We start from the raw sequence: 13,349 nt of genomic DNA, 5'->3' as shown, positions 1-13,349 counted from the left end.
CCAAAGGGTTTTGTTAATTTTCGGTTCGGTTTATACTCGTAAACCTAAAACTTTTCAAAATGGTTTACAAGTCGATTATGACCCAGGACGATCTCGCCTTCGACAAGCAGCATATCTGGCACCCTTACACCTCCACGACCCGCCCCCTTCCCGTCTATCCGGTGGCCTCCGCCCTCGGCTGCGAGCTGCACCTCGCCAGCGGCGAACAGCTCGTTGACGGGATGTCCTCCTGGTGGGCGGCCATTCACGGGTACAACCACCCGCGCCTGAATGCGGCGATGAAGGCGCAGATTGACCAGATGTCGCACGTGATGTTCGGCGGGATCACCCATCAGCCCGCGGTGGATTTATGCCGTCGCCTGGTGGCGATGACGCCTGAATCGCTGGAGTGCGTGTTCCTGGCGGATTCCGGCTCCGTGGCGGTGGAAGTGGCGATGAAAATGGTGCTGCAGTACTGGCACGCCAAAGGCGAAACGCGCCAGCGGTTCCTCACCTTCCGCAACGGCTATCACGGGGATACCTTCGGGGCGATGTCGGTGTGCGATCCGGACAACTCCATGCATAGCCTGTGGAAGGGCTATCTGCCGGAAAACCTGTTTGCCCCGGCCCCCCAGAGCCGCTTCGACGGCGAGTGGAACGAGATGGACATGGTCGGCTTCGCGCGGCTGATGGCGGCGCATCGTCACGAGATTGCTGCCGTCATTCTTGAACCGATTGTGCAGGGCGCGGGCGGAATGCGGATGTACCACCCGGAATGGCTGAAGCGTATTCGCAGGATGTGCGACCGCGAGGGCATTCTGCTGATTGCCGATGAGATCGCCACCGGCTTTGGCCGCACCGGCAAGCTGTTTGCCTGCGAACATGCGGGTATCGCCCCGGATATTCTGTGCCTCGGCAAAGCGCTGACCGGCGGCACCATGACACTTTCCGCCACGCTCACGACCCGCCAGGTCGCCGACACCATCAGCGACGGCGAAGCAGGCTGCTTTATGCACGGTCCGACGTTTATGGGTAATCCTCTCGCCTGCGCCGTCGCAAGCGAAAGCCTCGCCATTCTGGAGAGCGGCGAGTGGCAGACGCAGGTTGCGGCGATTGAAGCGCAGCTGAAAGCGGAGCTGAGCGCCGCCTCGGGGGCGAATTTCGTGGCGGACGTGCGGGTGCTGGGCGCCATCGGGGTGATTGAAACCACCCATCCGGTGAATATGGCGGCGCTACAGCGCTTCTTCGTGGACCAGGGCGTGTGGGTACGGCCTTTCGGCAAGCTTATCTACCTGATGCCGCCGTACAGCATTACGTCGGAGCAGCTGCGTAAATTAACCGACGCGGTTGTAACAGCCGTTAACATTCCCGCGCATTTCACGATTTAACCCTATGCATTACACTTGCTGAACGAGCGATCAACGAGGGTAAACCGTATGAAAATCATCAGCAAAGATCTGCGCGACGGCGAAAAACTGCCGGAGCGTCACGTTTTCAACGGCATGGGATATCAGGGAGACAATATCTCCCCACACCTGGCATGGGACGAGGTTCCGGCAGGCACCAAAAGCTTTGTCGTGACCTGCTACGACCCGGATGCGCCTACCGGCTCCGGCTGGTGGCACTGGATTGTGGCGAACCTGCCTGCCGACACGCGCGTCCTGCCGCAGGGTTCCGGTTCAGACCTGGTTGCCCTGCCTGAAGGTGCCATTCAGACGCGCACTGACTTCGGTAAAGCGGGCTACGGCGGCGCGGCGCCGCCAAAAGGGGAAACCCACCGCTATATCTTCACGGTGCACGCGCTGGATGTGGAGAAGATTGAGGTCGATGAAGGGGCGAGCGGCGCGATGGTCGGGTTTAACGTGCATTTCCATACGCTGGGCAGCGCGTCGATTACGGCGATGTATTCGTAATAGTGCGGGCTGATGCCCTCACCCCGGCCCTCTCCCACAGGGAGAGGGAGAAAACCTGGCAATTCCCTCTCCCTGTCGGAGAGGGTTAGGGTGAGGGTAAAAATCACAGCACCGCAGGTAACAGCCCCACCAGCCGCCCTTCTTCCAGAAGCTGCATCGCCTTATCAATATCCGGCGCAAAGAAGCGGTCGTCATCGTAGTGCGATACATGCTCGCGTAGCGCATGACGCGCCTGCTCCAGCAGCGGACTGGATTTTAGCCCTTCACGCAGATCGATACCCTGACTTGCCGCCAGCCATTCCACCGCCAGCACGCCGCGGGTGTTGGAGGCCATTTCCCAGAGACGACGCCCGGCAGCCGGTGCCATCGAAACGTGATCTTCCTGGTTTGCAGACGTTGGCAGGCTGTCCACGCAGTGCGGGTGCGACAGGGCTTTGTTCTCGCTTGCCAGCGCTGCGGCCGTCACCTGGGCAATCATAAAGCCCGAGTTGACCCCGCCGTTACGCACCAGGAACGGTGGCAGCTGGGACATATGTTTATCCATCATCAGCGCGATACGGCGCTCGGACAACGCGCCGACTTCGGCAATCGTCAGGGCGATATTATCCGCCGCCATCGCTACCGGCTCGGCGTGGAAGTTACCACCGGAGACCACCTCGTTTTCCTGGGCGAACACCAGCGGGTTATCGGACACCGCGTTGGCTTCGACCAGCAGCACCTCCGCCGCCTGGCGCAGCTGCGTCAGGCACGCGCCCATCACCTGCGGCTGGCAGCGCAGGGAATACGGATCCTGAACCTTTTCGCAGTTATGGTGTGAATCGGCAATTTCGCTGGTGTCGGTAAGCACGTGACGGTACATCGCGGCGGCATCAATCTGCCCACGCTGACCGCGCACCTCGTGGATGCGGGCATCGAACGGGCGACGCGAGCCCAGCACGGCTTCGGTGGTCAGCGCGCCGCACACCACCGCAGAGGCAAACAGATCTTCCGCTTCAAACAGGCCGCGCAGCGCGAAGGCGGTCGATGCCTGCGTGCCGTTCAGCAGCGCCAGACCCTCTTTCGCCGCCAGCGTAATGGGCGTTAAGCCGGCTTTTTTCAGCGCCTCTTTCGCAGGCAGCCACTCGCCCTGCCAGCGCGCTTTGCCTTCGCCCAGCAGCAGCAGCGACATGTGCGCCAGCGGGGCAAGATCGCCGGACGCCCCAACAGAGCCTTTTGCCGGGATCCACGGATAGACTTCCGCATTGACCAGCGCCATCAGCGCCTGAATCACGCTCAGGCGAATGCCGGAAAAGCCGCGCGCCAGGCTGTTGATTTTGAGCACCATCATCAGACGGACAATCTCATCGTCAAGCGGCTGGCCGACGCCCGCCGCGTGCGACAGCACCAGCGAACGCTGTAAGTTTTCCAGATCGTGCGTCGCGATGCGGGTCTGCGCCAGCAGCCCAAAGCCGGTGTTAATCCCGTAGGCGGTGCGCCCTTCGGCCACAATGGCTTCCACACAGGCAACGCTGTCATTAATGGCCGCGTGCGCGCTTTCATCAAGCGAAAGGGTGACCGGTTTACGCCAGACGTTACGCAGCTGTTTGAGCGTCAGCGAGCCGGGAGTGAGTGTTAATGCGTTCATTCATGCTTTCCTTGTGTGGCAGGGATCATCGGCAGGTTAAGGCCCTGCTCTTTGGCACAGTCAATGGCAATCTCATAACCCGCATCCGCGTGACGCATCACGCCGGTTGCCGGGTCGTTGTGGAGTACGCGAGCGATACGCGCGGCGGCTTCATCGGTTCCGTCGCAGACGATGACCATCCCGGAATGCTGGGAGAAGCCCATCCCCACGCCGCCGCCGTGGTGCAGCGATACCCAGGTCGCGCCGCTCGCGGTATTGAGCAGAGCGTTCAGCAGCGGCCAGTCGGAGACCGCATCCGAGCCGTCGCGCATGGCTTCGGTTTCGCGGTTCGGGCTGGCAACGGAGCCGGAGTCCAGGTGGTCGCGGCCAATGACGATCGGCGCGGAAACTTCACCGCTGCGCACCATTTCGTTGAAGGCCAGACCGAGTTTTTGCCGCCACTCCAGCCCTACCCAGCAGATACGCGCCGGCAGGCCCTGGAAGTTAATGCGCTGGCGGGCCATGTCCAGCCAGCGGTGCAGGTGTTCGTCGTCGGCGACGATCTCCTTCACTTTGGCGTCGGTTTTGTAGATATCCTCCGGGTCACCGGACAGGGCAACCCAGCGGAACGGACCGATGCCGCGGCAGAACAGCGGGCGAATATAGGCAGGAACGAAGCCCGGGAAGTCGAAGGCGTTATTCACGCCCATCTCTTTCGCCATCTGGCGAATGTTGTTGCCGTAATCAAAGGTCGGAATGCCCATCTGGCTGAAGGCCAGCATCGCGGAGACGTGTTCCGCCATGGAGCGTTTCGCGGCAAGCACTGTGCCTTCCGGATCGGTTTCCGCTTTTTGCTGGTAGGTTTCCCACGTCCAGCCTTTTGGCAGGTAACCGTGCAGCGGGTCATGGGCGCTGGTCTGGTCGGTAACCAGATCCGGGCGTACGCCTCGGGCGACGAGCTGCGGGAGAATGTCTGCCGCGTTGCCGCACAGGGCAATCGACACCGCTTTGCCTTCAGACGTGTATTTTTTGATGCGCGCCAGCGCATCATCCAGATCGGTTGCCTGTTCGTCGACGTAACGGGTACGCAGGCGGAAATCAATGCGGCTCTGCTGGCATTCAATATTGAGCGAGCACGCGCCGGCAAGCGTGGCGGCCAGCGGCTGCGCACCGCCCATCCCACCGAGACCCGCGGTCAGTACCCAGCGGCCTTTCAGCGAACCGTTATAGTGCTGGCGACCGGCTTCCACGAAGGTTTCGTAGGTGCCCTGCACAATCCCCTGACTGCCGATATAGATCCAGCTACCCGCGGTCATCTGGCCATACATCGCCAGCCCTTTCGCGTCCAGTTCGTTGAAGTGTTCCCAGGTGGCCCAGTGCGGCACGAGGTTAGAGTTGGCGATCAGCACGCGCGGCGCGTTTTTGTGCGTTTTGAACACGCCCACCGGCTTGCCGGACTGCACCAGCAGGGTTTCGTCATGTTCGAGTTCGGTCAGGGATTTTACAATTGCGTCATAGCATTCCCAGTTGCGCGCGGCGCGGCCTATGCCGCCGTAGACCACCAGCTCGTGGGGGTTCTCCGCCACCTCAGGATCAAGGTTGTTCATCAACATACGCAGCGGGGCTTCGGTGAGCCAGCTTTTGGCGGTGAGAGTGGTGCCGCGCGCGGCGCGGACATCCTGCTGGCGGTATTTACCTGACGACATTGTGTGCTCCTCATACGGGACAGTGATGCATTTAGATATACTTGTATAGACAAGCACACACAAGGTCAGTTTTAACAAAAAAGATACAATTTTGTTATATTGCGTTAGCTATCACGCTTTTAAAACTTATGACATAAAGTGGCCCTGCAGCCGGTAACGGTTCCCCGGGAAAAGCAGTCGGGCATGCGACACAATGTGCGACGAGGACCAGGTTCGACGGCGAATTAGCAGGCACGGATCGTGCTCTTTAATGCGCAGCCGCTCGCACTCCTGCGGCGTGGCGCGCACGGCCTCCACAATGTGCTCCCCTTCCGTCAGCGGTGCGACGAGCGAGAGATAGGCGTGCGGCGTCGTCTGGGTGTAATCCTGGTTCAGATAGTCTGGTATCCGTTCAGCATTCACGCAGCGATCTTCAATCTGCACCGGAATGTCGTTCTCAAAATGCACCATAACCGAGTGGAAGATCCGGCTACCTTCTTTGACATTCAGCTCTACCGCCTGCTCGGCGCTGGCCTGGGTCTCTTCGAGCACCAGTACCTCACAGCGGTGCTGGTGATTACGCGAGGTTATCTCATCGGCAATACTGCGGATTTCAAACAGGGCGGATTGCCCTTTCGGTTCCGCCACAAATGTCCCCACGCCCTGCAGGCGCACCAGAAGCCCTTCGTCGGTCAGCTCGCGCAGCGCCCGGTTAACGGTCATCCGGCTAAAACCAAACTGCGCCACCAGCTCGGCCTCCGAGGGAATGCGATCGTGCGGCCGCCAGACGCCGGTGGCGATTTTTTCGCTGATCGCCTGCTTCACCTTTTCGTAGAAAGGCGCGGGAGGGCTCGACTGCGGCAGAGGTGAGCGTGAAAACATCGTAACTCCTTGAATAGTGTTATGCCCACCAGTGAGCAATTTGCCAGGCCAGACGGGCGGCAAGCTTTGCGCCCTGTCCGTCCCGATCGTACTGCGGGTTAAACTCTACCAGATCGGCGGCCTGTAGCTTACCGCTACGGCAGATTTGTTCGATAACCGGCAGAAGATCCAGTGCCGGTATGCCTAACGCAGCCGGAGCGGAAACGGCAGGCATTTCGCTGGCGGGCAGGACGTCCAGATCGATCGTCAGGTAGATACGGTCAGCCTGCGCCAGCACTTTTTCCAGCGAAGATAGCGCATCGCGCCTGAAATGGAGATCTTCCACCAGCGTGACGTTCAGGCGTTCAGCCTCATCCCACAGCGCCTGCGTGTTCGCCGCCCGGCTCACGCCAAAGCAGGCGTACTGAAATGCCCGCCCGCGCTCATCGCAGTAATGCGCCAGCTGACGAAACGGGGTGCCGGACGTGGCATGGTCGGCCTTGCGCAGGTCAAGATGCGCATCAAGGTTGATCACCGCCACGCGCTCGTTAGGGAACGCGTCAAGAACGCCCCGACCATGTGCCCAGGCGGTTTCGTGCCCACCACCAAAGACCAGCGTACGCATTCCGGACTGCTGACAGGCCGTAACGGCATCGCTTAACGCCTGCTGTGCCGCTTCCAGCTCGTCGCCTTCAACGTAAACCGAGCCCATATCCGCCAGCCGATCGTGTCCCTGATGGCTTGCCATATTCGCCAGCGCCTTTCGCAGCATATCAGGCGCCTGCACGGCGCCGGGCCTGCCCTGATTGCGTTTTACCCCTGCATCACATTCAAAGCCTATCAGCGCGATGCCGGATGAAAGCGGCGTGAACTGCCCCTGCTGCTTTATCGTCTGGAAAATGCGCGTCGCATTGCTGGCCTCGGCGCTGTCGTCGCGCCCCTGCCAGACCGTTTCGGCTACGGGCCGCCATAACCTCATACTGCCTCCCCACGGAAAATACGTTGATACAGCGGATTGCGTCCCGGCTCGTAGACCATCTCAACCGGATGGTGAGCATCCCAGACGATAAAATCGGCGACAAACCCGGCCCGCAGCTGTCCGTGGGTTGCACCACGCCCCAGCGCCTGCGCCGCGTGTCGCGTCACGCCAGCCCAGGCCTCTTCCGGCGTCAGGCCGAACTGGACGCAGGCCATGTTCATCGCCAGGTGCAGGCTGGCAAACGGGCTGGTGCCGGGGTTGTAGTCGGTGGCGACCGCCATCGGCACACCCTGTTTTCTGAGCTGTTCAACCGGCGGACGCTGGCGCTCCTGCAGAAAATAGAACGCCCCCGGCAACAGGACCGCAACCGTGCCGCTTTCCACCATCGCCTGAACGCCTGCGTCGTCAAGATATTCGATATGATCGGCGGAGAGTCCCTTATACCGGCTGACCAGCGCCGCACCGCCCTGATTCGACAGCTGTTCGACATGTCCTTTCACCGGGATGCCGAGCTCGGTGGCCGCCTGAAAGAGGCGCTCGGTTTGCGACGGGGTAAAGCCGACGTTTTCGCAGAACACGTCTACTGCTTCATATAACTCTTTCTGCCACAGCGCGGGCAATATCTGCTCACAGACCAGCGTGATATACGCATCTGGATCCTGTCGGTATTCCGGCGGAACCGCATGGGCCGCCAGCAGCGTTGGGCTGATATCGATCGGATTATTGAGGCTCAGCTGGCGGGCAACCTGCAGCATCTTCTCTTCGGCCTCGGGGTTTAGACCGTATCCCGACTTGATTTCAACCGTAGTGACGCCTTCATTCATCAGTCGCTGAAGCCGCTGCTGCGCCAGCTTAAGCAGGGTTTCGGGTGAGCTGCTGCGCGTCGCCGTCACGGTCGCGTTAATCCCGCCCCCCTGGGCGCTGATGGTTTGATAAGAGACGCCGTTCAGACGCTGCTCCCACTCCGCCGCGCGATCGCCGCCAAACACCAGGTGGGTATGGCAGTCAATCAGGCCAGGCGTGACCAGACGCCCCTGGAGATCGACACAGTGAGGGTGTCCGGCAGGAATGTCAGATTCAGGGATCACGGCCAGAAGGGTGTGGCCGCGCACGACCAGGGCATGTTGCTCTTTCAGTCCATAGGGCGCAGAGACGTCCGGCACCATCGTCGCCAGTCGCGCATTTCGCCATATTACATCGTCGGGATGAATCTGCTGCATGGGCATTCCACTTGTCATAGGTTGTATAGACATTTATTTTCATCTGTTGCCTGCTGTCAACCGACTTTGTGGAAAATGTTATTTATTTGTGATCACTTACCTGCGGCTCCGGGGCTAAAAATGCAACTTTTACCCTTTTTATCTTCCCGTTTCGCTCAACTTAGTATAAAAAAGCAGGCTATTTCGTCTATCCCGTAAAGACTTGCATACCCAGGAGCTTCACCTTGAACATTTCCAGGATTTCCCGTCTGGCGTTAGCACTCGCCTTTGGCGTGACCTTATCCGCATGCAGTTCAACCCCACCGGATCAGCGACCTTCTGAGCAGGTAGCGCCCGGTACCGCCTCCCGCCCGATTTTGTCCGCTGATGAAGCGAAGAACTTCGACCGTGCGCACTACTTCTCAGCGATGGATCCTAACGCTGCGCCGTGGACCCCGTCGTCTATTAACCTGCCTAAACCGCCTGACTTCGTGGTAGGCCCGGCGGGTGCGCAGGGCGTAACGCATACCTCTATTCAGGCCGCGGTTGATGCTGCCATCACTAAACACAGCGCGTCTCGCCAGTACATCGCGATCCTGCCAGGTGAATATGAAGGCACCGTGTATGTTCCGGCCGCACCAGGCAGCATTACGCTTTACGGTCTGGGCGAAAAAGCTATCGACGTAAAAATTGGCCTGGCGATTGATTCCGAAATCGACAGCAACACCTGGCGTCACCTGGTGAACCCGGCCGGTAAATATATGCCGGGTAAACCGGCGTGGTACATGTTTGATAACTGCCAGAGCAAGCGTTCCGCCACCATTGGCGTGATGTGCTCAGCGGTGTTCTGGTCTCAGAATAACGGTCTGCAGCTGCAGAACCTGACCATCCAGAATACCCTGGGCGACAGCGTTGATGCCGGTAACCACCAGGCCGTTGCGCTGCGTAGCGATGGTGACCAGGTGCAGATTAACAACGTCAACATTCTGGGCCGTCAGAACACCTTCTTCGTGACCAACAGCGGCGTGCAGAACGCCCTGCAGAATAACCGCCTGACCCGTACCCTGGTGACCAACAGCTACGTTGAAGGTGACGTGGATCTGGTGTCCGGTCGCGGCGCGGTGGTGTTTGATAACACCGATTTCCGCGTGGTGAACTCACGTACTCAGCAGGAAGGTTACGTATTTGCTCCAGCAACCCAGTCTAACCTCTTCTACGGCTTCCTGGCCGTGAACAGCCGCTTTAATGCTGCCGGTGACGGTGTGGCGCAGCTGGGACGTTCCCTGGACGTGGACTCTGCCACTAACGGCCAGGTCGTGATCCGCGACAGCGTGATCAACGAAGGCTTCAACATGGCGAAGCCGTGGGCTGATGCAGCAATCTCCAAACGTCCGTTCTCCGGCAATACCGGTGCGATGGATGATAAAGGGAACGTGCAGCGCAACCTGAACGACGCTAACTTCAACCGCATGTGGGAATACAACAACCGCGGTCTGGGTAGCAAAGTGGTTGCTGAGCCGAAGCAGTAATAAGATGAGAGTAAAAGGGGGAGTTTAATCCCCCTTTTTACTGCGACTGAATGCGTCAGGCTCCAAACTTAAGATACGCATCCAATAGTTGCATAATCGCAACCATGAGTTGCAGGAACAGAATTGCCCATTCCACACCGCTCATACGCCACTCCTTTGGTATAGAGCACTTCTCCCCTGATTTACCTTTCCGCTGCCTGTCACCAGAGGTGTGTTGGTTATGTTTTGATGTGCCCCGCAGTTTAGGCACTGTCGGCACCACCCGACAGCCAGGACTGAATACGGATCCTGAATTGCGGAACTGCAACACATCAAGCCAACGGACAGAATGATATCAAATCACTACTGTACATAAAAACAGATAAGATCAGTTTAGGAATTTATAAAGAAAATACTTCTAAGTAACTGATTATTTTAAAAATAACAACCGATAATCATTCTGTGTTCTTTGTCCTTCGTTGACGATGCGTTTACTTCGCCTTGAGTCGACATTATGATGACCATGTTGGTTACGTTTTGATGTGCTCACCCGGCAACCACCGGGCATAAAAAAACCTCGCATCCGCGAGGTTTTTTGTTTTAGCCGCTTAGTGAGCGTTTACCACGACCCACATTGGCCCCTGGCCGACCGCGTAACGCCCTTTCTCTTCCAGCAGACCCTGCTCGCCTTTAATTTCATACAGCGCGATGTGGTGGGATTTCTGCCCCGCCGCAATCAGGAATTTGCCGCTGTGATCGATATTAAAGCCGCGCGGCTGGGTTTCCGTCGGCTGGAAGCCTTCAACCGCCAGCACGCTGCCGTCTTCGGAAACGCTAAACACGGTAATCAGGCTGGAGGTACGGTCACAGGCGTACAGATGACGGCCATCTGGCGTAATGTGAATATCCGCCGCCCAGCGGGTGTCGGAGAAGTCAGACGGCATCATGTCCAGCGTCTGCACGCACTCAATTTGGCCGTTAGGATCTTTCAGTTCCCACACGTCCACTGAGCTGTTCAGTTCGTTCACCACGTAGGCGTATTGCTGGTTCGGATGGAAGACCATATGGCGCGGACCCGCGCCTTCAACGGTAGTCACTTCGGCAGGATTCTGCGCCACCAGGTGACCATCGTCGCTCAGGGTGAACAGGCAGATGCGATCCTGCTTCAGCGCAGGCACCCACAGCGTGCGGTTATCCGGCGTGATATTCGCCGAGTGGCAGCCTTCAAGCCCTTCCACCACATCCACGGTGTCGACCGGAATGCCATTTTCCAGACGCGTTACGCTGACGCAGCCCGCGTTGTAGGAGCCGCTGAAGACAAAGTTGCCTTTACGATCGGTAGAGATATGGGTTGGGCTGCCCGGCAGTGGTGCTTCGGCAGTGTACGTCAGCGCGCCATCGTCCGGAGAAATGCGATAGGCCAGCACGCGGAACTCCGGGCGCACACCCACGTACAAGAAACGTTTATCCGGGCTGATGACCATCGGTTGCACCTGGCCTGGCACATCAACAACCTGAACCAGCGTGAGTGTCCCTTCGGTATTTAAACGCCAGACGTGGATCTGCTGGCTTTCAGGACTGGCGGTATAAACGGTTTGTTTCATGAATATTCACTCCTCACTGCGCATGAAAGTAGTTAACTTTTGACGGTGAATGCTGAATTGTCGACAGGAGTTTTGAAGCATTCGCCTCTCGGTGTACCATCCCATCAAAACGTAAATTCAATATTAACCCGGGAAAACAGATGACCTCGCGTGTGATTGCTCTGGATTTAGACGGTACCTTACTGACGCCGCAAAAAACCCTTCTCCCCTCTTCTCTGGAAGCGCTTAAACGCGCACAGGAAGCGGGATATCAACTCCTTATCGTAACGGGTCGACATCACGTTGCCATTCACCCTTTTTATCAGGCACTGGCGTTAGATACACCTGCAATTTGTTGTAATGGCACCTATTTGTATGATTATCAGGCAAAAAAGGTTTTAGCATCCGACCCGCTGCCGGTTCCCCAGGCGCTGCAACTGATTGATCTGCTGGATGAGCATGCCGTTCACGGCCTGATGTACGTGGATAACGCGATGGTGTACGAGCGCCCAACCGGCCATGTGGTGCGCACCAGCAACTGGGCGTTGTCCCTGCCTGAAGCGCAGCGTCCGGTCTTTACTCAGGTATCTTCACTGCGTCAGGCAGCCCAGGACGTTGAGGCTATCTGGAAATTCGCCCTGACGGATGAAGACACCACCAAACTGAATGCCTTCGCAAAACACGTGGAACAGACGCTGGGTCTGGAGTGCGAATGGTCCTGGCATGACCAGGTGGACATTGCCCGTAAAGGCAACAGCAAAGGCAAGCGTCTGACGCAGTTTGTGGAATCAAAAGGCTGGTCGATGCGGGATGTGATCGCCTTCGGCGACAACTACAACGACATCAGCATGCTGGAAGCCGCCGGTACCGGCGTGGCGATGGGCAATGCCGACGACGCGGTCAAAGCGCGTGCTAACGTGGTGATCGGCGACAACACCACCGACAGCATCGCGCAGTACATTTATACCCACCTGTTGTAATCAGGCGGTAATCGAGACGCTCTTAATTTGCGCGTAAAGCCACAGGCCGGGTTTGATCCCTAACTCATCCCTGGCCCACGGGCTGATGCGCGCCCAGAGCGTTCTGCTTCCCACTTCAAGCTTCACTTCCACCTGCCCGTTATCATCAAAACACTCCGCGACTTTGGCGCGCAGAATATTTCGAATACTGGTTTGCAACGGTGGTTGCAGCACCAGCGAGACGTCCGACGCCTGAATGCGAATTCGCAGTACGGATTGTAACGGTTTATCAATCTTATTGACCCAAAGATGCTGATCACCCAGCGCCAGGGCGGTCATCGCATAGTGCGGGTGGTGTTCCAGCACGCTCACTTTCAGGATGCTGCTCTGCTGTTCCCGGGGTAACCACGGGTGCATTACGCTGCTGCCCCACACCTCTTCCAGGTTGCCGAAGGCCTTGACGCGGCCCTCTTCCAGCACCAGCACCTTGTCGGCCAGGTGGAGGATCTCATCCAGCGAATGGCTGACGTAGAGCATCGGAATATTAATTTCCCGCGTCAGGCGCTGTAGATAAGGCAGAAGTTCACGTTTACGCGGAATATCCAGCGAGGCCAGCGGTTCGTCGAGCAGCAGCAGTTCGGGTGCGGTCAGCAACGCGCGGCCAATCGCCACGCGCTGTTTTTCTCCGCCGGAAAGCGAGGAAGGCAGCCTGTCGAGCAGAGGTTCAATGCCTAAAAGCGTCACCAGCTTATCAAACTGCCCGGCCATGCTTTTCGCCATGCCGTAACGCAGGTTGCCGCGCACGCTGTAGTGCGGGAATAATCGCGCGTCCTGGAAAACATAGCCGATGCGGCGCTTATCCGGCGAGAGGTAAACTTTATTCTCCACGTCATTCAGGACGCGGTCATTCAGGACAATACGGCCTGACTGCGGGCGGCTCAGACCGCTGATGGCATTAATCAGCGACGTTTTTCCCGCCCCCGACACGCCAAAGATGGCGGTGATGCCGCTTGCCGGCAGCGTCTCGTTAAGCGTCAGGGTATGGTTTCCCAGCGTCTGGGTGAAATGAAGTTCCAGCAT

The 13,349-nt window shown here is 58.2% G+C and carries 12 protein-coding genes; 4 read left to right on the top strand and 8 right to left on the bottom strand.

Features of this window, described 5'->3' with window-relative positions; genetic code table 11:
* Nucleotides 1–77: 77 nt before the first annotated feature.
* The gene (gene bioA / locus P349_RS22970) at nucleotides 78–1,367 is read left to right on the top strand and encodes an adenosylmethionine--8-amino-7-oxononanoate transaminase (RefSeq protein ID WP_443112197.1); all 1,290 of its coding nucleotides are present in this window, start codon (nucleotides 78–80) and stop codon (nucleotides 1,365–1,367) included.
* A gap of 48 nt (nucleotides 1,368–1,415) precedes the next feature.
* The gene (locus tag P349_RS22975; protein ID WP_024908770.1) at nucleotides 1,416–1,892 is read left to right on the top strand and encodes a kinase inhibitor; all 477 of its coding nucleotides are present in this window, start codon (nucleotides 1,416–1,418) and stop codon (nucleotides 1,890–1,892) included.
* Between the two features lie 103 nt (nucleotides 1,893–1,995).
* On the opposite strand, the gene hutH is transcribed toward P349_RS22975, so the two are convergent.
* The 5 genes from hutH to hutI form a co-directional block, all read right to left on the bottom strand.
* Complete coding sequence (gene hutH, locus P349_RS22980) at nucleotides 1,996–3,516, bottom strand: histidine ammonia-lyase (RefSeq protein WP_032649468.1); 1,521 nt, start codon at nucleotides 3,514–3,516, stop codon at nucleotides 1,996–1,998.
* Nucleotides 3,513–5,201: a urocanate hydratase gene (gene hutU / locus P349_RS22985; protein ID WP_032649470.1), complete on the bottom strand. Its 1,689-nt coding sequence runs from the start codon at nucleotides 5,199–5,201 to the stop codon at nucleotides 3,513–3,515. Before hutU ends, hutH begins: the two co-directional genes overlap by 4 nt.
* A gap of 126 nt (nucleotides 5,202–5,327) precedes the next feature.
* Nucleotides 5,328–6,062, bottom strand: coding sequence for a histidine utilization repressor (locus P349_RS22990; protein WP_024908773.1), 735 nt, complete (start codon nucleotides 6,060–6,062; stop codon nucleotides 5,328–5,330).
* 19 nt (nucleotides 6,063–6,081) lie between these two features.
* Complete coding sequence (gene hutG / locus P349_RS22995) at nucleotides 6,082–7,020, bottom strand: formimidoylglutamase (protein ID WP_032649472.1); 939 nt, start codon at nucleotides 7,018–7,020, stop codon at nucleotides 6,082–6,084.
* Nucleotides 7,017–8,240, bottom strand: a complete 1,224-nt coding sequence (gene hutI, locus P349_RS23000; protein ID WP_032649474.1) for an imidazolonepropionase — start codon at nucleotides 8,238–8,240, stop codon at nucleotides 7,017–7,019. Before hutI ends, hutG begins: the two co-directional genes overlap by 4 nt.
* Nucleotides 8,241–8,464: 224 nt before the next feature.
* On the opposite strand from hutI, the gene P349_RS23005 reads away from it, so the two are divergent.
* A complete protein-coding gene (locus P349_RS23005; protein WP_032649477.1) occupies nucleotides 8,465–9,748 on the top strand; it encodes a putative acyl-CoA thioester hydrolase in 1,284 nt (427 codons plus the stop codon).
* Between the two features lie 55 nt (nucleotides 9,749–9,803).
* Here the strand turns inward: P349_RS23005 and tisB are convergent, their stop codons facing one another.
* Both tisB and pgl read right to left on the bottom strand, forming a co-directional pair.
* Nucleotides 9,804–9,893 carry a type I toxin-antitoxin system toxin TisB gene (gene tisB, locus P349_RS25085; RefSeq protein WP_023332440.1) on the bottom strand — a complete coding sequence of 30 codons (90 nt, stop codon included), beginning with the start codon at nucleotides 9,891–9,893 and terminating at the stop codon, nucleotides 9,804–9,806.
* A 442-nt stretch (nucleotides 9,894–10,335) separates the two neighbouring features.
* A complete protein-coding gene (gene pgl, locus P349_RS23010; RefSeq protein WP_032649478.1) occupies nucleotides 10,336–11,331 on the bottom strand; it encodes a 6-phosphogluconolactonase in 996 nt (331 codons plus the stop codon).
* Between the two features lie 140 nt (nucleotides 11,332–11,471).
* Here pgl and P349_RS23015 point away from each other — a divergent pair, with 140 nt between their 5' ends.
* Nucleotides 11,472–12,290, top strand: a complete 819-nt coding sequence (locus tag P349_RS23015) for a pyridoxal phosphatase (protein ID WP_032649480.1) — start codon at nucleotides 11,472–11,474, stop codon at nucleotides 12,288–12,290.
* On the opposite strand, the gene modC is transcribed toward P349_RS23015, so the two are convergent.
* Nucleotides 12,291–13,349, bottom strand: a complete 1,059-nt coding sequence (gene modC, locus P349_RS23020) for a molybdenum ABC transporter ATP-binding protein ModC (RefSeq protein ID WP_032649481.1) — start codon at nucleotides 13,347–13,349, stop codon at nucleotides 12,291–12,293.

Source organism: Enterobacter sp. DC4 (genome assembly GCF_000568095.1).
In the GTDB taxonomy this organism is placed as follows: Bacteria; Pseudomonadota; Gammaproteobacteria; order Enterobacterales; family Enterobacteriaceae; genus Enterobacter; species Enterobacter pseudoroggenkampii.
Note: the sequence above shows the minus strand (reverse complement) of the source record. Positions and strands in the feature narration are given on the sequence as shown.